Source organism: Lactococcus sp. LG606 (assembly GCF_017309645.1).
Classification (GTDB): Bacteria; Bacillota; Bacilli; order Lactobacillales; family Streptococcaceae; genus Lactococcus; species Lactococcus petauri.
The window spans coordinates 2,092,490-2,113,392 of sequence record NZ_CP071301.1 but is presented as its reverse complement, the minus strand read 5'-3'; the positions used below and the strand labels follow the sequence as shown (position 1 = coordinate 2,113,392).

The 20,903-nt window shown below is 38.9% G+C and carries 20 protein-coding genes and 1 tRNA gene; all 21 read right to left on the bottom strand.

Annotated elements, in window-relative coordinates:
• Positions 1-107: 107 nt before the first annotated feature.
• Positions 108-2,441, bottom strand: coding sequence for a formate C-acetyltransferase (gene pflB, locus J0J35_RS10425; RefSeq protein WP_019292664.1), 2,334 nt, complete (start codon positions 2,439-2,441; stop codon positions 108-110).
• Between the two features lie 247 nt (positions 2,442-2,688).
• Positions 2,689-3,246, bottom strand: coding sequence for a ribosome hibernation-promoting factor, HPF/YfiA family (gene hpf / locus J0J35_RS10420; protein WP_003134010.1), 558 nt, complete (start codon positions 3,244-3,246; stop codon positions 2,689-2,691).
• Positions 3,247-3,367: 121 nt separating this feature from the next.
• Positions 3,368-5,818, bottom strand: a complete 2,451-nt coding sequence (locus J0J35_RS10415) for an ATP-dependent Clp protease ATP-binding subunit (protein ID WP_029345874.1) — start codon at positions 5,816-5,818, stop codon at positions 3,368-3,370.
• The gene (locus tag J0J35_RS10410) at positions 5,808-6,260 is read right to left on the bottom strand and encodes a CtsR family transcriptional regulator (RefSeq protein ID WP_019292666.1); all 453 of its coding nucleotides are present in this window, start codon (positions 6,258-6,260) and stop codon (positions 5,808-5,810) included. The genes J0J35_RS10415 and J0J35_RS10410 overlap by 11 nt, the downstream gene beginning before the upstream one ends.
• Positions 6,261-6,379: 119 nt before the next feature.
• Positions 6,380-6,853, bottom strand: a complete 474-nt coding sequence (greA, locus tag J0J35_RS10405; RefSeq protein WP_019292667.1) for a transcription elongation factor GreA — start codon at positions 6,851-6,853, stop codon at positions 6,380-6,382.
• 24 nt (positions 6,854-6,877) lie between these two features.
• Positions 6,878-8,593: an endolytic transglycosylase MltG gene (gene mltG / locus J0J35_RS10400; RefSeq protein ID WP_019294152.1), complete on the bottom strand. Its 1,716-nt coding sequence runs from the start codon at positions 8,591-8,593 to the stop codon at positions 6,878-6,880.
• 105 nt (positions 8,594-8,698) lie between these two features.
• Positions 8,699-9,259 (bottom strand): DNA-directed RNA polymerase subunit delta, encoded by a 561-nt coding sequence (gene rpoE, locus J0J35_RS10395; protein ID WP_003134001.1) that lies wholly within the window; start codon positions 9,257-9,259, stop codon positions 8,699-8,701.
• Between the two features lie 125 nt (positions 9,260-9,384).
• Positions 9,385-9,897, bottom strand: a complete 513-nt coding sequence (locus J0J35_RS10390; protein WP_003134000.1) for an adenine phosphoribosyltransferase — start codon at positions 9,895-9,897, stop codon at positions 9,385-9,387.
• A complete protein-coding gene (gene recJ, locus J0J35_RS10385; protein WP_206916889.1) occupies positions 9,887-12,121 on the bottom strand; it encodes a single-stranded-DNA-specific exonuclease RecJ in 2,235 nt (744 codons plus the stop codon). Before recJ ends, J0J35_RS10390 begins: the two co-directional genes overlap by 11 nt.
• A gap of 32 nt (positions 12,122-12,153) precedes the next feature.
• Positions 12,154-12,801: an SDR family oxidoreductase gene (locus J0J35_RS10380; RefSeq protein WP_206916886.1), complete on the bottom strand. Its 648-nt coding sequence runs from the start codon at positions 12,799-12,801 to the stop codon at positions 12,154-12,156.
• Entirely contained in the window at positions 12,782-13,714 is a 933-nt protein-coding gene (gene rnz, locus J0J35_RS10375; protein WP_206916884.1) for a ribonuclease Z, read from the bottom strand. Before rnz ends, J0J35_RS10380 begins: the two co-directional genes overlap by 20 nt.
• A 186-nt stretch (positions 13,715-13,900) precedes the next feature.
• A tRNA-Arg gene (locus J0J35_RS10370) sits at positions 13,901-13,972 on the bottom strand.
• 51 nt (positions 13,973-14,023) lie between these two features.
• On the bottom strand, positions 14,024-14,713 hold the full coding sequence (locus tag J0J35_RS10365; protein WP_206916882.1) for an HAD family hydrolase: 690 nt from the start codon (positions 14,711-14,713) through the stop codon (positions 14,024-14,026).
• Between the two features lie 97 nt (positions 14,714-14,810).
• Positions 14,811-15,731, bottom strand: coding sequence for an NAD-dependent epimerase/dehydratase family protein (locus tag J0J35_RS10360; RefSeq protein WP_206916879.1), 921 nt, complete (start codon positions 15,729-15,731; stop codon positions 14,811-14,813).
• Positions 15,731-16,408 (bottom strand): type 1 glutamine amidotransferase domain-containing protein, encoded by a 678-nt coding sequence (locus J0J35_RS10355; RefSeq protein WP_019294158.1) that lies wholly within the window; start codon positions 16,406-16,408, stop codon positions 15,731-15,733. Before J0J35_RS10355 ends, J0J35_RS10360 begins: the two co-directional genes overlap by 1 nt.
• Positions 16,405-16,737 carry a helix-turn-helix transcriptional regulator gene (locus tag J0J35_RS10350; RefSeq protein WP_019294159.1) on the bottom strand — a complete coding sequence of 111 codons (333 nt, stop codon included), beginning with the start codon at positions 16,735-16,737 and terminating at the stop codon, positions 16,405-16,407. Before J0J35_RS10350 ends, J0J35_RS10355 begins: the two co-directional genes overlap by 4 nt.
• Before the next feature lie 154 nt (positions 16,738-16,891).
• Complete coding sequence (gene tig / locus J0J35_RS10345) at positions 16,892-18,175, bottom strand: trigger factor (RefSeq protein WP_019292627.1); 1,284 nt, start codon at positions 18,173-18,175, stop codon at positions 16,892-16,894.
• Positions 18,176-18,328: 153 nt separating this feature from the next.
• Complete coding sequence (locus J0J35_RS10340) at positions 18,329-18,514, bottom strand: DNA-directed RNA polymerase subunit beta (protein ID WP_019292628.1); 186 nt, start codon at positions 18,512-18,514, stop codon at positions 18,329-18,331.
• Complete coding sequence (gene murA / locus J0J35_RS10335; protein WP_019292629.1) at positions 18,507-19,790, bottom strand: UDP-N-acetylglucosamine 1-carboxyvinyltransferase; 1,284 nt, start codon at positions 19,788-19,790, stop codon at positions 18,507-18,509. Before murA ends, J0J35_RS10340 begins: the two co-directional genes overlap by 8 nt.
• Positions 19,791-19,862: 72 nt before the next feature.
• The gene (locus J0J35_RS10330) at positions 19,863-20,651 is read right to left on the bottom strand and encodes an inositol monophosphatase family protein (protein WP_019292630.1); all 789 of its coding nucleotides are present in this window, start codon (positions 20,649-20,651) and stop codon (positions 19,863-19,865) included.
• Positions 20,617-20,898, bottom strand: a complete 282-nt coding sequence (locus J0J35_RS10325) for a UPF0223 family protein (RefSeq protein ID WP_019292631.1) — start codon at positions 20,896-20,898, stop codon at positions 20,617-20,619. Before J0J35_RS10325 ends, J0J35_RS10330 begins: the two co-directional genes overlap by 35 nt.
• Positions 20,899-20,903 lie beyond the last annotated feature (5 nt).

Below are 20,903 nucleotides of genomic sequence, written 5' to 3'. Positions count from 1 at the left end.
TCCACTGCAGAAAGTAAGTATTATCGTTAAAAAAAACAGAATTTGCTTAATTTATATAAATAAGCAAAAAACAACCTTCCCAAAGGAGAGATTGTTTCTACATTTCATTAGATATTAGATGTGTGCATTACTTCATCATCATCTTGTGAAAGAACTTCGTGGAACACACGTTCAGTCAATTCTTGTTTTTGTTCTGGTGTGAGGTATTTAGTGTTTACACAGTAACCAGAAATACGTACGATAACGTCTTCGCCAGCCATAATTTTGCTGTAAACATCTTTAAGGTCCATAACGTTAAGGTTAACGTGTTGTCCACCTTGTCCGAAGTAACCGTCAAGGATTTGAACCAAGTTATCTACTTGTTCGTCACGTGTTTTACCAAGTGCACGTGGAGAAACTTGAGTTGTCAATGAGATACCGTCATTTGCATGAGCAAATTCAAGTTTCGCCAAAGAGTTCAAGTTTTGGAGCCATCCACCGCGCGCTTTGTTTGATGGGTTAGCACCCGGTGAGAAGAATTCTACTTTAGATTTGTTCACTGAACCATCTTCATTGAGGAATACACCTTTATGAACTGGTGAGTTACCTGTTTGTTTAGAGTAAGCCACGTTTGAAGTGATTGTCAAGAGTGAAACTGTAGCTTCAGCATTTTTGTAAAGTTTGTGTGAAGCTAGTTTTTCGTAGTACATCTTCATCAAAAGTTTAGCGATATCGTCTACACGGTCATCATCTTCACCGTAACGTGGGAAGTCGCCTTCAACTTCGTAGTCATAAATATAGCCGTTTTCATCACGAATTGTTTTAACTTTCGCATATTTGATTGCTGAAAGTGAGTCAACTGTATTGGCGAAACCACAGATACCGAAGCCCATGTTCGCACGAACACGTGTTGGCAAGAAGGCCATTTGTACAGCTTCATAGTTGTATTTATCAGTCATATAGTGGATGATGTTCATTGCATCCACATAAGTATCAGTCAACCAAGTCAATGATTTGTCAAAGTTTTCCATAACTGTATCATAGTCAAGAATTTCGTCAGTTACAGGTTCGATGTCGAACACTTTGTAGTCTTTATGAACATCGTCATATCCACCGTTCAAACCAGTAAGCATCGCTTTCAGAACGTTAACACGCGCTCCGAAGTATTGGAGGTTGTGACGTTCGTTTTCATTTTCTGGGTCAAGTGGTGATACACAACATGAGATACAAGACATTTCGCCGTAGCCTTCTTTAGCCATTGTTTCTACACCTTCATATTGAATAGAAGAGTGTTTATGAGACATTGACATTGCATAACGTTTGAAGGCATGCGGTAATTTATCAGACCAAAGTACTGTCAAGTTTGGTTCTGGAGCGTTACCGATTGTATCCAATGTGTTAAGGAAACGGTAGTCCATTTTTGTAACACGGTGACGACCGTCATTACCCATACCTGCCATTGATGTTGTGATGAATGTTGGGTCACCAGAGTAAAGTTCATCATAAGCAGCAGCACGCGCGAATTTCATTGTACGAAGTTTCAATACGAAATCATCAACGAATTCTTGAATTTCTTGTTCAGTGAAAGTACCACGTTCAAGGTCACGTTCAGCAAAGATATCAAGAACGATTGGCACACGTCCAAGTGATGTAGCCGCACCATTGATAACACGACATACAGCCATGTAAGCAATGTTGATCCATTGGATAGCTTCTTTAGTGTTCAAGGCTGGACGACGAACGTCAAGTCCATAAAGATCACCAAATTTAGCAACTTGATCAAGTGCTTGGTATTGCATATTGATTTCTTCTTTAAGACGGATAGTTTCTTCTGTGATTTCAGTGATTGCATCCCATTCGCGTGCTTTTTCTTTCATCAAGTAGTCTGCACCATAAAGCGCAAGACGTGCGTAAACACCGATGATACGTCCACGTGAATAAGCATCTGGCAAACCAGTTACTGTGTGTGCGTGACGTGCTTTACGGATAGCTGATGTATAAGCACGGAAGATACCATCATTTACAGAAGTCATTGTTGTATCCAACACTTCGTGCAATTCAGGATCAACGCTGAGTCCGTGTTCTGTCAAGATTTTTTCTGCTACACGAAGACCACCTTTTGGCATGAAGTTCAAACGGAAAAGTTCGCTGTTTTGCATACCGTAGATTAATTCGAGATCTTTGTTTTCAGGATCGATGTAACCAGCAGGAATTTTGTGAATAGAAGTCACACGATCAGTATCGAATGGGAATCCTACTTCTTCATAGTGCGCTTTTGTTGTTTCGATAATATCTTTTACTTTAAGCGTACGTTCTGTTGGTCCTTCGAGGAAACTTTCGTCTCCATCATAAGGTTTGTAGTTGGCTTGAACAAAGCGCGTAACGCTTGCTTTATCTTGCCAGTCTGATCCTTTGAAACCTTCCCAGGCTTGCTCAAAGATTTCTTTAGTTTCTGTTTTCATGTAGAAAATCTCCTTTGGTCTTTCTGTTTCAGATTACGCTTTTATTATATCATACAGTTTACTAATTTCAAGGGATATATGGGAATGTTTGCACTTTCTTTACTAGTACAGTTTGAATTTTAAGTTAAACTGTTATATTTACGGTAAACGATTACAGATGCAAAATGTCACAGAAGTACAGAGATAACAAAAAAAGCCAAGCTTTTTTGCTTGACTTTTTTCTTGATACAGTTTCTGTACTTAAATCTTATTTGGTTTCGATTAAACCAATGTTGCCATCTTCACGGCGGTAAACGACATTAGTACTGTCTGTATCTGCATCTGTAAAGATATAGAAATCATGTCCTAACATGTCCATTTGAAGGACTGCTTCTTCAGCATCCATTGGTTTCAAGGAAACATGTTTTGTACGAACAATCTTTACTTGATCTTCATTTACTTCTTCAGCTTCATCAAGTGGTGCAAACTCGTCTCCGAAAGCTTGTCCGGTAGGAACATTAATCTTAGATTTACGGTTTACACGTGTTTTATACTTGCGAATTTGACGTTCTAGTTTTTCTTCAACAAAGTCAATAGCTGCATACATGTCAGCTGCTGTATCTTCTGCACGCAAAGTTACATTTTTAGCAGGAACTGTAACTTCTGCTTTGTAACGTTTGTCGGAGTAAACTTTAAGATTTACATAGGCTGTTACTTCATGACCATCGTTAAAGTATTTTTCAAGTTTTCCAACCTTATCTTCAACATACGAGCGGATTGAATCTGTTAACTCAAAATTTTCACCACGGATATTATATTTGATCATAGAGTCTACCTTAACGGCTCTTGTATTGAACCTTCACTGTTTTGCAGGCGCTGGACAGTCAAGTTTAAGAACCGTCCTTTCTTTATTTCTAATTTAATTATAATATATAATCGCTTACAAGTCAATCAATAACACTTATTCTAATCTTTTTATTAGAAGAACCAATCGAAATCGTATCCCCTGGATGAATTTCGCCGGCAAGCAATTGTTCACTGAGCGTGTCTTCAACCTCACGTTGCAGAGCTTTACGCAATGGGCGGGCACCGTATTCAGGATCAAATCCTTTATCAGCAATAACTTTCAAAGCAGCAGGTGTAAATTTTACTTTGATATTTTGATCTTTCAAACGCGATACAAGAGATTTACTCATGATTTTCACGACTTGTTCAATCTCTTTTTCTGTCAGTGAATGGAAAACGATAGTTTCATCGATACGATTGAGAAATTCTGGACGGTACTGTTTCTTCAGCTCTTCCATGATTCTTGCTTTCATAGCTGGATAATCCGTTGAAATTGATTTAGCCCCAAAACCAACCGTTTTATCATCACGAATAGCCGTTGCACCCAAGTTAGATGTCATAATGATGATCGTATTTCTGAAATCAACTTTACGTCCTTTGGTATCTGTAACGAAACCATCATCCAAAATTTGTAACATGATATTGAAAATATCAGGGTGGGCCTTTTCGACTTCATCAAGGAGAATAACAGAATAAGGCTTATTACGGACTTGCTCTGTCAATTGCCCACCTTCATCGTAACCTACATATCCAGGAGGTGCTCCGATAAGACGCGATGTCGAGAATTTTTCCATAAATTCACTCATGTCTACACGAATCATATTTTCTTCACTGCCAAAAACACTTTCCGCTAAAGCCTTAGCAAGCTCTGTCTTCCCAACTCCTGTCGGACCAAGGAACATAAATGAGCCCAAAGGACGTCTCGTATCGGCAATCCCTGAACGTGCACGTCTAATGGCACGAGAAACAGCAGAAATCGCTTCTTCCTGTCCAACCACACGTTTATGTAACTCTTTTTCTAAGTTAATCAGACGTTCACTTTCTGTCTTCGTCATCTGTTGGAGTGGGATTCCTGTAAGGTTAGAAACGACAGCATAAACATCGCTTTCCTCCACCAAAGGATTATCATTTTCCGATACTGTAAAATTATCAATCTTGTGCGTTAATTTTTCAATATCTTTTTCAATCCCTTGCGCTTCAACAATATCAAGAGCAACAACTGCTTTTTGTAATCTCAGTTCTTCCGCTTTTAATTCTGCTTTTAACTCGTCTAACTTGGTATAATTTGTTTTACTCGTGATTTTAACTTTGGCTGCTGCTTCATCAAGAAGATCAATAGCTTTGTCTGGGAGACGACGACTAGGCATATAGCGATTACTCAAGCTGACAGCACGCTCCAAAGCCCCTTCTTCAAATTTGACTGTATGGTAAGCCTCAAATTTTTCTTTCAAGCCTTGTAAAATCGCAACCGTTTCCTCTTCTGAGGGTTCTTCGACATTGACACGGGCAAAACGGCGTTCTAGGGCTTCATCTTTTTCAATATATTTTTGATATTCTTGATAAGTGGTAGCACCAATGAGTTGGAACTCGCCCCGTGCTAATGCTGGTTTTAAAATGTTTGAGGCATCGTTGACCGAGTCCATGCCGCCACCAGCACCAATAATGGTATGGAGTTCATCGATAAAGACGATAACATCTTTATCATGTGTCACTTCATCAACAATAGCCGTCAAACGATCTTCAAATTCACCACGGAATTTTGTCCCCGCTACGACCATCGCCATATTTAAAGCCATAATGCGGCTGCCGCGTAAACCTACAGGAACATTTCCTGCAGCCACACGTGTCGCAAAACCTTCAATAATCGCTGACTTACCAACACCTGGCTCACCAACAAGAACGGGATTATTTTTTGTTCGACGGCTCAAAATGTGGATAAGACGTTCAACTTCACGCTCTCTTCCAATCATGGGATCAAGCTTGCCTTCACGGGCTGCTTTTGTCAAATCTGTTGATACCGTGTCTAAAGTAGGCGTTGTCGTTGTTTCGGACACTTTCCCCGACAGGTTTCTTTTCGAAGCTGGTGTCACCGCTTTACGGCGCTCTGGTACACGTAGATATGCTTTTTGCTCTAGCTTTTTGCGGAGGTTAACGATATTGATGTCTTGCTCACGTAAAAGTTGTCCTGCAAAGCTGGCTTCATTTGCCAACAGCATATATAAGAGATGCTCGGTCCCGATGCGGTTTTTATCATTATTTTGAGCCAGTGCTCGTGCTTGCTCAATAATCGTTTCCACTCTTGGACTAAGCTTTATTTCTGATTTTTTTGTCTTCACTTGACTTGAAAAATCTTCGATGTCGATTAACATTTCTTCCAAATCAATCTTTTCTGAATTAAGTAGCGTAAATGCCAATGAAGCCGGGACCTCAGCCAAGGCAGCCAATAAGTGCGAGCTTTCAACCCAAGCGTAGTTAAACTTGTGCGCATAGTCGACAGACTTCTCAAGCACTTTTATGACTTGTGGTGTAAAGTCCTTTTCATTAAATTTCATCATCACGATCCAATCTCTGTAGTATTTTTATCATCATTTGTGCTCGACAACTGTTAGAAATATCACTATCAGCTAAAAGCAAAAGGAGAAGATTTCCTTCTCGTTCAGTCAAAATGTTTTCATCAAATAAAAGTTGCAAGACATCTTGTGCCATACTTTCGGTCAAGTTGGCAGGCAACTTCTGTGCTAAATCAAGCAAGAATTCATGCTTTGCCGAATAATGGTATTTGAATATTTTAATATAGCCGCCACCACCACGCTTTGACTCAACATCAAAGCCTTTAGATGGGGTGAAACGGGTTTTAATCACATAGTTAATTTGCGAAGGAACCACGTCAAATTGACTGGCTAAATCTGCACGTTTAATCTCAATCTCACGTGCCTCTTCTAGCAGTTTTCGCAAATAAGCTTCGATAATATCTGAAGTATTTTGGGCAGACATAGAACCTCCAATCTTTGACCTTTATTGACTATTATATCGAAAATTTTAATTTTTTACCAAAAATAGTGGCTGAAACGTCTCTAAAATAAAAAAATCCGCTAAAAGCAGATTTTTTTATTTTATTTGACATCAACAATCTTAACTTCGATTTCACCCATAGGCAACGGAATTTTCACAACATCGCCAACTTTACGGCCAATCAAGGCTTGAGCGATTGGAGATTCATTTGAAATTTTGCCTGAAAATGGATCAGCTTCAGCAGTACCGACGATTTCGTACTCTTCTTCTTCGTCATCTCCAACTTCTTGGAAAACAACTGATTTACCAAGAGCAACTTCATTTTTGTCAATATTAGCATTGTCTACGATTTCAGCATAACGAATCATTGTTTCCACAGTTGAGATACGACCTTCAATAAAGGCTTGTTCATCTTTTGCTGCTTCGTATTCTGAGTTTTCTGAAAGGTCACCGTAGCTACGTGCAATTTTGATGCGTTCAATAACTTCAGGGCGTTTAACCAATTTAAGGTTATCTAATTCTTGTTCTAATTTTTCCAGACCTTCTTTGGTCATGGGGAAAGTTTTTTCTACCATTTTTTATCCTTTTTAAATTTCTAATTAATTACCCGACGCAATCGCATCATTGACATACTTTTGAACATTGATGTTTTGTTCTTCAAGTGTTTGCGCAAAGTAAATCTTACCTTCAACGTCTGCTACGAAATAAAGATAATCATTCGCAGTCGGGTTAAGCACTGCTTTGATTGACGACAAGCTTGGACTCACGATTGGTCCAGGACCAAAACCTGGGTACAAATAAGTATTGAAAGGTGAGTCTAATTGTGTATTAATTGCAGCTTGCTGATCAAGCGACGTATCCTTACCTAGCTTACCTTCAGCATAAAAGATTCCTGTATTAGAATCCATCGTCATCCCTAAATCTTTACGGTTAAAGAAGACCTGTGCAACGTTACGGCGATCATCATCGCTATTCGCTTCTTTTTCGACAATGGCAGCCAAACTCAAGGTTTCATTGACCGTAAGTCCGTTCGCTTGTATTTGTTCATACAAAGGTTCCAGCTGTGTATTAGTTGTTGAAAGCATGGTCTCAATTAAGCTTTCAACAGTTGTCTTTTTCGTATACTCATAAGTTGCTGGGAAGAGGTAACCTTCAAGTTGATACTTCACACCACTGTCTTTACTTGGTAAGCTTGCAAGAAGTTTTGGAAACTTCTCTTTCATTTTTTCGATGAACGCTTGATCCTGTACAGTCTTCATAAACTCATCTTTAGTAAAAGGTGTTTTTTCATCTTTATCCGCAGAATTCACTGTAACAGCTTGAGCAATTTGTTCCAATGTATAACCTTCAGGAATCAAAATTTTGCCCAGAGTTGGTTCCACAGGATGTTCGGTTCCTCCTTGCTCCAAAAGACTTGCAATATCCGACAAGTTCATGCTAGGCGCCAAGTTGTAGTAGCCGCTCTTAAAGCCACTGAAATTTTTAAATTTAGTATAGTATTGGAAAACCATACCATTTTTGATAATACCTTCTCGTTGTAAGATATCTCCGATTTGTTTACTGCTTGCTCCCGCTGGAATGTTAATGGCGCGTTTGGTTGTATTTGCAGTATTGAGCGGTTGTACACCTTCTTTGATGAAATTATAACCGTAAAAACCAGTCCCTGCCGCAGCCAGAATTAAAACAGCTACGATAACAGCAATAATCTTTCCAGAAGAAACTTTCTTCTTGGATTTTTTCGCTTTCGACTTGGGCTGCATTTCTTCAGCTTCCGCATCCGATTTTACTGCTGCACGACGACTTCTTTGTCTGTGAGTCGTCTCTTCGCCAAGAGGCTCTGCAGCATCACTTGCTTGTGCTTCAGGTTGCTCATATTCATCAACAACTTCTTTATCAGACTCTTTTGTCTTGCGTCTAAGTCGTGAATAACTTTGTCCTTGGCTCGCTTGGAGCATTTGCTCGCGAACACTTGCAAAGTCTGGACGTTCTTCATGTGCTGATGCTTCTGTTTTCACTTGATCAGAAACAGCTTTTTCAGGAAATTCTACATCTTCGGAAATTTTAGCTTGTCCCTCTACTTCTGGATTTTCCAGTTCTTCTGTCAACTTAAATGGAGTTGGACGTTGAATATCCGAAAAATCAGCACGTTCTCGCCGAGTATGTCTACTCGGGGTTGAAGAAAGTTCTTTGTTGGATTCACGGGCATAGTTTTCAAAAGTCCCATCCGTGTTGGCTCGATTTCCTTCTTCAAGTTCACGCAAGATTTTATCTTTGAAACTTTCTCTCGAAAACTTCTCCGTATCTTTTTCTACCAAGGTTAATCCTCCTTATCACGCCACCCTCTTTTTTTAAACAGTGAAGCGTAAGTTTGTTGGGTAATATTCACAAAAGCGAGGTCAGGGACCTCACTCTTTTAGATTTTAATTCTCTTCTGAGTCGCTGTCGTCATCATCGTCGTCCTCTTCATCGAGTTCAACGTCTTCATCCACGTTATCCAGTTCAACTTCAGCAAGTTCAGCATCATAAGCTTGAACCTCATCTTTTTCATCATCTGGATTCTCATCATCATAAGTCATGTCATCTGCATCGTTTCCTTTGTCGATGTGTTCATCTTCAGGATCCACTTCATCTTCGATACCGAATGCATTAACTTTTGTACGTTTTTTAGTTGTTTTTTCTTCTTCGTCGTCAATTTCATCAAGAGCAATTACTTCCTCATCGATTTCGTCGATCGCGTACCATGAGCGCAGTGCCCAAATGTTATTTCCTAATGGAATAAAGCTTCCATCTGTATTCATTTCTGTGTAAAAACGTGCAATTGTGGCTTTGATTTCATTGTCCGACTTTTTCAAGTAGTCTTGAACGGCGTTCAAGATTTCTGCAAAAGCCATTTCCTTACCATTTTGTTCCAAAATTGCATGAGCAACTTCAATCATTGAAAGTTCTTCGATATTTTGTCCTTCTAATGCTTCAATTTTCAAACTTTTTTGCTCTCTTTCAGATTTTCTTTTTCTATATTATATTAAATTCGCTTCATTGTCAATATGTAAACGGATTTAAACTGTTTCATTATATGTCGTTTTCCGTCTTGCTTGGTAGGATGAAATTAATAATGCATCAATACCTTATAATCATAGTTACCGAGTTTTTCACGCCCTTTAAGGTCATCAAGTTCAATAAAGAAGGCACACCCAACAACGATACCACCCAAACGCTCAATCATCTCAATAGTAGCTTTTACTGTTCCACCTGTTGCCAAGAGATCATCTACAATCAGAACACGTTGTCCTGGCTTAATAGAGTCAGCATGCATTGTCAATGTATCTGTACCATACTCTTTTTCATAGTCTGCTGAAATAACTTCACGTGGTAATTTTCCTGGTTTACGCACAGGAGCAAAACCAACACCAAGTGCAAAAGCAACAGGACATCCAACGATGAATCCACGCGCTTCTGGGCCAACAATTACATCAATTTCTTTATCGCGTGCATATTGCACAATTTCAGTAACTGCATAGTTGTAGGCATTTCCATCAGCCATAAGTGGTGAGATATCGCGGAAAACGATACCTTCTGTTGGGTAATTTTCAATCGTTGCAATGTAATCTTTAAGTTGCATGTGCATCTTCCTCTTTTAATTTTTTATAAATTTCTTTGACAGGGGATAAGGCGAAAAGTTCTTGAAAAGCAACAATTTCTTGAAGCTCTTGGTAAATATTACTTTCAGAAATATCACGCTTTTCGGCGGCTTTATTCACACTCATCATGCCATTGTCAATAGTGACAAAATTCAGTTCTTCAAATATTTGAATCATCTTTATCAGTAAAATATCGGGTATCTTCAAATAATTTGCTAAGTCTTTCAATTTAAAACGTATATCAAACTCAGGATACTGATAAATTGCTTTATAGAAGCGCGCAAACTGCTCACGCGTCCCCGCTCCCGTCAAATAATAATTTTTCTTGATTGTATTTTTGAAATAAATCAATTCAAATTCCTGCTCATGTATTAATTCCGCCAAAGCAGATAAGGCTTCCTTATCAGTTGGGGCTTCCTCAATAATAAGCACTTCTTCTATTGTACCATTTTTCACTTCATTATGGACAAAACGTATTGTATTTTTAGGCAATTCAACTTGTCGACTTCGAATATCCAGAAGCTCAACACCATTTACTCTAGCATCAGCCACCATAAGCTGAACAGTTGTTGTACCATTCCAAGTATTGCTAGATAAGGTACCGACAAGTTCTGTATCACTTTGTTCAAATTCTAGGCTTTCAGCTCCATGCCCAAAGTAAACCGCATCTAAAGCTTGTCCATTTTGTACTAATTTAAGTTTGAGATGACTGTTGTCTTTTCCCATACTACGTGCTTGCTCAACCTGATAATCCGTAAGGAGAAAATGAGGCTTCGGATTGTCCATACCATAAGGAGATAACTTTTCTAAACTCCTAATCGTCTCTAAGCTAATCTCGTCAAACTGCAAACTGCCCTGAACTTCTAGTGAACTTTTTCCTGACATATCGATATCGTTTTCTTGAATAAAGTCGAGCATCACTTGCTTGATTGCTTCCACATTCTCCAAGGCAAAAGTCATCCCAGCAGCCTGTTTGTGGCCACCAAAAGCCATAAAAAGTTCACGGTGTTCGTTGAGTGCTTCAAATATATTAAAGTTTTCAATCGAACGTGCTGATCCTCGAAGAATCCCCTCTTCTTCTGCCAACATAATGATAGGTTTGTGAAATTGCTCAAGTAAACGTCCGGCAACAATACCTAAAACACCTTTATGCCAATCCTTATGATACAGAATTTGTACGGGCTCGTCCGTTATCATTGTGAGGGCTTGATTGAAGATATTTTCTACAATTACTTTACGCTCGCTATTTTTTTCATCAATCATCTGCGCAATTTCAGCAGCCACTTCTTCATCCCAGCCTGTTAATAGTTCAATCGCTGGGTTTGGGTCATCTAAGCGCCCCAGAGCATTCAAACGAGGGGCAATTTGAAAACCAATCGTTTCCTCATTCACCTTTTCAAAATCAGTTCCTGAGAGACGCATGAGTTCCATCAAGCCTGCACGCTCAGTATTCGCTAATACTTTTAGTCCATGACTCACCAAGATACGATTTTCATCAGTAAGACTAACCATATCCGCAATTGTTCCGATTGCCACCAAATCAAGCATATCTGAAGGAATATAGTCTAAAAGAGCTGTTGCGACTTTAAAAGCTACTCCTACTCCAGCCAAATACTTAAAAGGATAGTTTGATTCTGGGTGTTCAGGATGCACAATTGCAAAAGCTTCTGGCAGTACTTCTGGCATGCTGTGATGGTCAGTTACGATAACATCAACATTTTGACTTTGTGCATAGGCGATGGCTTCATGACCAGCCACACCATTATCCACGGTAATAATCAAATCAATGTCTTCATTTTGAATGAAATATTTATAGACATCAAGATTTGGTCCGTAACCATCAGTAAAGCGGTTAGGAAGATAGACCTGAACTTCCGCTCCTAATTCATCTAAAGCTGATTTCATGACGGAACTTGCCGTCATACCATCCGCATCATAATCACCGTATATTAAGATATTTTGCCCATTTTCAATTGCAGTCAAAATTCTTTGAACGGCTTTTTCCATATCGTGCAACAAAAACGGATCATGTAATTGCTGAAGGTCAGGATTCAAGTAAGCTTGAATCTCCTCTTCTGCCCTTATGCCGCGTTGCCACAAAATTTGCGCTGCCAGTGTATCTAATTTATATTTTTTACTTAACTTAAGAAACTCATCCGGTAAGTCTGACTCAGTTAACTTCCATATATATTTTGATTTAATCAAGTTTCCTCCACTTCGACTGCTTATTTGAAGATTTATTTATAATTAAAAAACCTATTTCCTATATTATCTACAAGACTTGGAAAAAGCGCACGGACTTTCGCAACGAAAGCCAGCTGGACAGGTAAGTTCAATTCTCTTTTATTTTTCCCTAAAATCTGCTCAATCTTATCCGCAACATATTCTGCACTGACCGCATTTTCGCCCACTTTTTCCAAATAGTCCATATTGTCTTTGTGAAATTTTGTGCGGACCGGCCCTGTGTTGACTGTTGTCACGATAAGATCGGGTTTTTCTAAACGTAAAGCATCAGAAAAAGCGAGAACAGCGGCTTTGGAAGCTGCATATACGGTCGATTTCGCTGTAGGTAATTTTCCTGCTATGGATGCAATATTAATTACTTGCAACTGTGGTTGCAAATCACGCGTCCGTTTAATCAGATCTAACGTATTCACCTTGAACATTTCATCAATTTGCTCATCCGATAAGTTACTTAACTCTGTAAACTCTCCAAAACCTGCATTATTAATGAGGATATCTACTTTTTCAGGCATGTCTGGCTGAGGAAGCGAGCGACTGATCAAGATAAGGTTATGATCCTCTAAACGCTGAACAAGTGCTTGTGCTATATCACCGCTAGCGCCTGTAATTACAATATTCTTTTTACTCAACTTTTTCTTCATAAAAATCTTTCGCCACATACGAATTAGGATGAACAGCTCGTGCTTCTTGCGCAAGCTGAGCTACAAGTGGGCCAACATAGCGTGCACTAATATGCGTGAGCACCAAACGTTTTGCACCTGCTTCCTGAGCAACATCTGCTGCTTGTTTTGAGGTCGAATGTCCGTGTCGGCGGGCCATTTTTGCTTCTTTTGCTTCATAAGTTGCTTCATGAACTAAAAGATCTGCCCCAACCGCTAAACGAACAGCGCTTGGTGTACGTCGGGTATCTCCAAGAATAGTGACAACTTTCCCCTGCTTATCTGCGCCAATATAGTCCTCTGGATGAAAAACTTTCCCATCATGCTCTACTGTTTCACCATTCTTTATTTTGCCAAAGAGGGGACCGAAAGGTAGACCTGATGCTTTCAAAGCCGCAGCATCTAGTTCTCCAGGACGATCTTTTTCGACTACACGGTAGCCGAGACAAAAAATTGTATGATCTAAGGTATCAGCATATACTTCAAAGGTTTGATCTTCAAATATCTTACCAGGCGTTTCAATTTCATGAAAGTGAATCTTGTATCCAAGACGCGAACCCGACATGCGCAGAGCCGTCATCACAAAGTCTTTCAGACCTTTTGGTCCATATAATTCCAAGTCCGTATGTTCCTCATCTTTACTTGAACCTTGGAAAGAACGACTAGATAGAAAACCCGGTAGACCAAAAATATGATCGCCATGCAAATGTGTAATAAAAATCTTGGTGATTTTTCTTGGTTTAATTGACGTTTCCAAAATTTGATGTTGGGTCGCTTCGCCACAATCGAATAGCCATATTTCGTTACGTTCATCGAGTAACTTCAAAGCGATAGCCTGTGTTTTTCGCGTTCGTGATGGCTGGCCCGCGCCCGTCCCTAAAAATTGAATATCCATATCTTCCTCAATATTCTAATTATGTTCTTTCCTATCCATTATTGGAATCAAATAAAAAACATTTTCTACTTTGATGCTTGTCTCTCATCGTTTCCACCTGTTCATTAAGTCAGAAAAGAGAATATCAAAATGTAAAAAACATTGTGCTTCTCACAATGTCTTACAGCGCTCAAAATAAAAAATTTATCCGTCTGGAGGGAATCGAACCCCCATCGCAAGAACCGGAATCTTGCGTGATATCCATTACACTACAGACGGCACTGATAACTCTATCATTTTACAGGAAAATAAAGGAAATTTCAAGTTTCTTTATTTCAAAAAATCTTCAAGGAAATCTTCGATGCTTTCATAGGTTTTATCTGCGATTTCCTTATCGTCATGTCCTATATAAGCAGTGGCTAAACCAAGTTTTTGTGCTGGAAGAATGTCATGTTCAAGTAGATCTCCAACCATAAGTGTTGCTTCACGATCAAAGCCTTCCTTATCTAAAATATTATAAAAAGCTGCTTGATCAGGTTTGGTTAAGCCAGTTTCGGCCGAAATATAAACTGGAAACAGATTTTCAAAGCCAAAACGTTTAATCTTTTCTCTTTGCTCTCCACTCTCCCCATTGCTTAAAATAGCAATATTATAATTTTGGGAGAGCTCCTGCATTTTAGACAATAAATTCTGATCAACTTCTATCTCTTCAAGTAAAGCTGTCAAAAAAATGTCAAAGAACAGGCGCACAAAGTTTTCTTTATAGTGAATTGCGTAGTAATCCAAGACCTGGCGCACACGCTCTTCGCGCAGCTGCTCAATCGTCATTTTCCCTTCGTGAACTAAAGGCCAGAGTTGCTCATCCACTTCACGATACTTTGCCATAAAATCATCTATAGAAAATTCATCCTGAAAATCAATCAAGTCCAAAAAAACTTTTCGGTGTGCTGTTTCCCAATATTTTTTAAAAGGAAAGAGTGTATTGTCCCAGTCAAAAATAATATTTTTTATCTCTTTCATGTTTCTTAATCCCTTTCCTCTTTCTTTAAAAGTTTATCATTTTGCCTTCTGGATATCAAATGAATTAAGACGAGCCATCAGGAAGTTTTTCATAAGGCTATTTCTCTAAAAGCACCTGTTTTACACCTGCTTCAAAGCTTGTTACTTCAAACTCTGGAAAATGTTTTTTAAAATTGTCTGAATTAAATACATTGTCCTCTGCATAACGCGGAAGAAGCTCTTGCAATTCTTTCGCTTTTTGGCTGAAAAGGGCCGCCAATTTGAATTGCCACATCTTAATTATTGTGTATTGAAGTTTTTTTCCTGTGATTTCTTCTGAAAGTGTAATGATGTCTTGGTAAATCAAGCTTGGTGCGCATGGCAAATGCCAAGTTTGACCATAAGCATCCGCATCATTCCCTATGAGAGCCATTGCACGGCTAGCATCGGGTGTCCAAATCAAGGTTCTCAAACGAGTAGCACTCAAGGGAATTTTTATTTTTCTATTCTCTTTAATTGCATTGAAGACCATTGTATTTGTTATACTCTGCGTCTGACCTGGGCCATAAAACTCCGGCGCGCGGCAGATTACAGCTTCGAGCGAATGGTTCTCTATCTCCTCAATTACCATTTCTGCTAATCGGGCACGTACCGTGGATTTTCTTCCCCTCGGTTCAAATTTAGTGTCTTCATATTGTATTTCCGCATTTTTAGGGTACATATAGGTATTATCAAAGAAAACCAACTTACTTTGGTGCAGCTTACATGCGTCAATGATATTTTTCATCATCAGAGGAAATTGTTCTTCCCAAAGCTCAGAATCCATCGGTAAACCGGCTGTAAAATAAACAATCGCACTGCCAGCAATCGCTGCGCGTGCTTCTTCAGCCTTCAGTAAGTCAGCCGAAAACAAGCTATCTGTTGGGTTTACTTTGCGAGGTTTTCTGCTCACAAGCCTGATGTCTTTTGTATATTTTTTAAAAAGTTCCTTGGCCAGCTCTTGACCAATCTGTCCATTACTTCCTAGTATTGTTTGCATTATGCAATCTCCTTTATAAGCATTTTAGCGACTGACCTTACAGAAAACGGATTTTGTCCCGTGATAAGTTGCCCATCTTGGAGGGCAAAATCTTTATAGAATCTTTTTTTGCACCATGTTGCCCCACGGCTTTTGGCTACCTCTTCATTGAGAAAAGGAACGATTTTTTTCTTGCCTGCAAGAACTTCTTCAGCTGTTGTAAAACCCGTTATCTTTTTCCCTGAAATGATGTATTGACCTTCTTGGTTCTTAAGATTAAGTAAACCGGCGATACCATGACAAACGGAAGTGAGATAACCACCATGCGCATAAATAGCTTGGGCGATACCTTTTATTTCTGGATTATCTGGAAAATCCCACATCACACCGTGGCCACCTGTGAAATATATGGCACGATAGTCTTGCGAGATTACTTCCTCAGGTTTCAAAGTCTTTTTTAAAGCTCTTTCGACAAAGTCTTGCCGCTCATAAATGTTCCAAATGGCTTCATCCATATATTTCATACTCCGTGGGTCAAGTGGAACATAGCCACCATTTGGGCTAACAAAGTCATAAGCAATACCATGTTTTTGGAGTTCATCAACAAATTCTGCACTCTCGCCCAGCCAAAGCCCTGTCGCTTCATCGGTATTCTTATAACGCTTAATATTTGTTTCGACAATCAAAACTTTATTCATTTTTCTTGCTTTCCTTTCATTATCCTTGTTACTTCATCCAGAAAATGTTGTAATTTCATAATTTCTGATGTATCGTGTTCAAGATAGTAAAAGTTTCTTGTTCCTTCTGAACGATAATTGACTATCTTTGCTTGTCTTAAGATTTTCAAATGATGTGAAATAGCGGGGCGCGATAAGCCTGTTGCTTCGATTAAATCTCCAACTTGTATGCCTTTACAATCACTCTTCTCCAGTAACTTAATAATAATTGCTTGTCTCTTTTCATCACCTAAAGCAATTAAAAAGTCGCTGACTTCACTTAGTTCATGTTTTAAATGCTCAAATTTCATTATTACCCCTTATTGGTTTATGTTTTTAAACCATTAAACCATTATCTAAACTTACTGTCAAAAAATTGGATTGACAACCTATTCATTTTTTTTTTAGAAAATAAAAAAACTCACAGCACCAAAGGCTATGAGTTTTTATTTTTATATAAAACAATTATTTAACTTTAACTGAATCTGTGATTGCTTCAACAGCTTTCTTCATTGCGATATCGTGTTGGAGCATGTCAACTGGAAGAAGTTTTTCAACTTGTTCAACAGGCATGTTATATTGTGCAGCCAAGTCAGCAATCTCAGCTTTAACTTCTTCATCTGTAGTTTCGAAGTTTTCTGCTTTAGCAATTGCTTCAATAACAAGGTTTGTACGCACACGTTTACCAGCATCTTCTTGGTATTGTTCGTGCAATTGCTCTTCAGTAGTACCTGTGATTTGGAAGTACATTTCTGGAGAGATACCTTGTTGTTGCATTCCACCAAGGAATTCGTTCATTGCGCGGTGAACTTCTTCGTGAATCATTTCTTCAGGAATTTCTTTGATTTCAGCATTTGCTACAGCTGTTTCGATAGCTGCAGTTTCAACAGCATCGTTATAAGCTTCAGCTTTAGCATCTTCAAGTTCTTTACGGAATTTAGCTTTGAGCTCATCCAAAGTTTCAACTTCTTCGTCAATATCTTTTGCTAATTCATCATCAAGTTCTGGAACTTCTTTTGCTTTAACTTCGTTAACTTTAGTTGCGAAAACTGCTTCTTTACCTGCAAGATCTGTAGCTTGGTAGTCTTCTGGGAAAGTCACTTTCACATCGATTTCTTCGCCAGCTGAAGTGCCAACAAGTTGTTCTTCAAAACCAGGAATAAATTGACCTGAACCAAGTTCTAAACTGTGGTTCGCACCTTTTCCGCCTTCAAATTCAACACCATCGATAGAACCAACAAAGTCGATAACTACTGTATCTCCGTTTTCAGCTTTACCTTCTTTAACAGTTAATTCAGCAAGGTTGTTTTGTTCTTGTGTCAAACGTGCTTCAACTTCTTCATCAGCAACATCTTTAGTTGCTTCTACTGAAACTTCCAAGTTTTTGTAGTCACCAAGTTCTACTTCAGGTTTAACAGTTACTTCAGCTGTCAATTCCCAGTCAGAACCTTTTTCCATTTTAGTGACATCAATTTTTGGTTGAGCAACAGGTTCGATACCTGCTTCTTTTACAGCTGCATCATAAGCAGTTGGCAATACGGCATTCAAAGCTTCTTCGAAAAGAGCTTCTTCACCATACATGCGGTTAAACATTTGACGGCTGATTTTACCTTTACGGAAACCAGGCACTGAGATATTACCTTTTACTTTATTGAAAGCTTTGTCAAGACCGTTTTTGATTGTTTCTTGGTCGATTGAAAATGAGAGTGTACCAGTGTTAACACCAGTTTTTTCAAAACTTGCAGTCATTAATTATTTCTCCTTATTTATGAGCCTTGAGCTCAGAAATTTCATACCTTTCTAGAATAGCATAAAAACTGAGTGAATTCAACTTTTTGAACAATTATTTTTCGCGCTTTTCTTTGAGTTTAAGTCAAAAAAAAAGCTTGCAAAAGCAAACTTTTATGGATTTAAACGTTGTATGACTTCTTGCCATAGGTCGCCACTAAAAACACGGGACGCTTGTCCGCCGCCTAGCACACCATAGCCTAGCATCAAGCCCGCTGCACCTGCTATAAGGACAAGTACAAGAACTAAAAAGACTAATGAAAGGCGAACGCCTAATACTTTAATCGTTTTTTTAATCATCAATTTCCTCAAGTTCTGGAACACGTTCAATATCTGCTCCAAGTGATTTTAATTTTTCATGGAAGCGGTAATAACCACGATCAAGGTGACTTAATTTACGTACTGTAGTTTGACCTTGCGCAACCATACCAAGCAAAATTAATGCTGCACTTGCACGTAAATCTGTTGATTTAACTTGTGCACCTTGTAATTTTCGTGTGCCTTGGATGATGGCTGTGTTACGTGTAATATCGACCGTTAAGCCCATACGACGCATTTCTTCTAAATGTTGGAAACGATTTTCAAAAACCGTTTCAATCATTGTTGATTCACCCTTAGCGATAGCTTGAGCCGCAGTCATTTGCGATTGCATGTCTGTTGGGAAACCAGGATGTGGTAAAGTTTTTACATTTGTTGCTTTTAAGATTTCAGGACCTAGAACACGAAGTCCTTCATCTTCTTGGACAAACTCCACACCCATCTCAATCAATTTAGAAATTAAGGGACGGTTGTGCTCACGAACCGCATCTTTGATTAACACATCACCTTGTGTCATTGCCGCTGCTACCATGAAGGTTCCAGCTTCGATACGGTCTTGTACAACTGCGTGGTTAGCTCCATGCATTTTTTCAACACCTTTGATAATAATTGTATCTGTACCAGCACCTTTGACATTTGCACCCATCTTATTGAGCCAATTTGCAAGGTCAACAATTTCAGGCTCGCGTGCTGCATTTTCTAAAGTTGTTGTTCCTTCTGCTAGAGTTGCAGCCATCATCAAGTTTTGTGTGGCACCTACTGATGGGAAGTCCAAATAGATATGTGCACCACGTAGCTTTTCAGCCTTAGCTTCAATGTAACCCGCTTCTTGAGTAATTTCCGCCCCCATCAATTCAAAGCCACGCAAGTGGAGATCGATAGGACGCGAACCAATTGAGCAACCTCCGGGCATTGAGACACGAGCATGCCCGTTTCGAGCTAAAATTGGACCCATTACAACGATAGAGGCACGCATTTTGCTTACAAATTCGTAGGGTGCTTTTGTTTTTACTTTAGAAGCTGCTTGTGCGTGAACCGTCTTGCTTTCTTCTGAAAACTCTAAGTCAACTCCAAGATGATCCACTAAATTGTTCATCATGTAAACATCGCTCAAGATAGGAACATTACGAAGAATAATCTCTCCCTCGCTTGGCAAAAGTGTCGCTGCAAGCAAAGGCAAAACAGCATTTTTTGCTCCTTCAATTTCTACAGTTCCTTTAAGGCGGGTATTTCCACCCTTGACAATTATTTTATCCATTTATACATTCCTATAATTTCTTTATTCTGAAAGACACCCTAAATTATAGCACAATGAATCTTTTCGTCAACTTTACAGGATTATGTCTGTCCTTTGTATTAGTTGTTCAACTAAATGTGCAGGCAGGCTATAAACGTACTGACGGTCTATAAGATTGGGTTTTGCTCCCTCAAAGGTTTTGGTCACAAAACCGAGCTTTTCGGTCAAAATACCTCCTGCGGCATAATCCCAAGGTTGTAAAAGGCTAAAATAAGCGACAGTTTTTCCTTCAAGAAGGTCCGCATAGGCCATTCCTGCGCTACCTAACATCCTTACTCCTAAAGTAGTTAAACTAAAGTCCGTTAGTTTATATAAGTTTTTACGATAAATCATTGAATTGATTGAAAGCAGACTTTTTTCAAATGCTTGCGGTTTATAGGAAAGTTTTCTATCGTTGCAATATACTTCTTGCGCGTTATTCCAATAAAGTTTGTCCGCCATTACATCAAGAATTAATCCAAATTGGGGCTGCCCTTTTTCATAATAAGCCAGCATCACAGCAAAGTTATCCTGCTGCACCACGAAATTTATCGTACCATCAATAGGATCCAAAACCCAAAAATTGTCTTGACTACGGTCAAAAGCTGCTGTATTTCGTCCGGCTTCTTCGGCTAAAATTTTATCCTCAGGATAATTCTTCATAATTTCTTCAATGATAATTTCTTGAACCCGCTGATCAAAATTTGTCACCAAATCACTAAAATTACTTTTTTGCGAAACTTCCAAAGTTTGATGAATATTATCACGAAGAAAAGCACCGGCTTCTCTCACCCAAGTTTTTGCTTGTTTAAGCTTTTTCAAAGCGAACAAATTGTCTTTCACTCGCTTGTACCTCCTTGACGGCACGATAAAGCGAATAACCACTGCTTTCTTCGAATTCTCGCCCCAGCTGTTTTTCTTGCATCTTGGAAGGTACAATTTTCTTGAATGTTTTATAAGCCTCCAAGAATTCTTCTTTGTCCACTTTACTCTCATAAAAATTTTCCACTTGATTGAAAAAAGAGAGCACTGCAGTCATTTCAGCAGTACTCCAACTTAAATCAAGTGGATATTGATAATTAGCTTTCATTATTT

Excerpts from the sequence above, each read along its gene's own strand:
- pflB (WP_019292664.1), bottom strand. The coding sequence starts at position 2,441 with ATGAAAACAGAAACTAAAGAAATCTTTGAGCAAGCCTGGGAAGGTTTC.
- hpf (WP_003134010.1), bottom strand. The coding sequence starts at position 3,246 with ATGATCAAATATAATATCCGTGGTGAAAATTTTGAGTTAACAGATTCA.
- J0J35_RS10415 (WP_029345874.1), bottom strand. The coding sequence starts at position 5,818 with ATGAAATTTAATGAAAAGGACTTTACACCACAAGTCATAAAAGTGCTT.
- J0J35_RS10410 (WP_019292666.1), bottom strand. The coding sequence starts at position 6,260 with ATGTCTGCCCAAAATACTTCAGATATTATCGAAGCTTATTTGCGAAAA.
- greA (WP_019292667.1), bottom strand. The coding sequence starts at position 6,853 with ATGGTAGAAAAAACTTTCCCCATGACCAAAGAAGGTCTGGAAAAATTA.
- J0J35_RS10390 (WP_003134000.1), bottom strand. The coding sequence starts at position 9,897 with ATGCAACTTAAAGATTACATTGCAACGATTGAAAATTACCCAACAGAA.
- J0J35_RS10380 (WP_206916886.1), bottom strand. The coding sequence starts at position 12,801 with ATGAAGAAAAAGTTGAGTAAAAAGAATATTGTAATTACAGGCGCTAGC.
- rnz (WP_206916884.1), bottom strand. The coding sequence starts at position 13,714 with ATGGATATTCAATTTTTAGGGACGGGCGCGGGCCAGCCATCACGAACG.
- J0J35_RS10365 (WP_206916882.1), bottom strand. The coding sequence starts at position 14,713 with ATGAAAGAGATAAAAAATATTATTTTTGACTGGGACAATACACTCTTT.
- J0J35_RS10360 (WP_206916879.1), bottom strand. The coding sequence starts at position 15,731 with ATGCAAACAATACTAGGAAGTAATGGACAGATTGGTCAAGAGCTGGCC.
- J0J35_RS10355 (WP_019294158.1), bottom strand. The coding sequence starts at position 16,408 with ATGAATAAAGTTTTGATTGTCGAAACAAATATTAAGCGTTATAAGAAT.
- J0J35_RS10350 (WP_019294159.1), bottom strand. The coding sequence starts at position 16,737 with ATGAAATTTGAGCATTTAAAACATGAACTAAGTGAAGTCAGCGACTTT.
- tig (WP_019292627.1), bottom strand. The coding sequence starts at position 18,175 with ATGACTGCAAGTTTTGAAAAAACTGGTGTTAACACTGGTACACTCTCA.
- J0J35_RS10340 (WP_019292628.1), bottom strand. The coding sequence starts at position 18,514 with ATGATTAAAAAAACGATTAAAGTATTAGGCGTTCGCCTTTCATTAGTC.
- murA (WP_019292629.1), bottom strand. The coding sequence starts at position 19,790 with ATGGATAAAATAATTGTCAAGGGTGGAAATACCCGCCTTAAAGGAACT.
- J0J35_RS10325 (WP_019292631.1), bottom strand. The coding sequence starts at position 20,898 with ATGAAAGCTAATTATCAATATCCACTTGATTTAAGTTGGAGTACTGCT.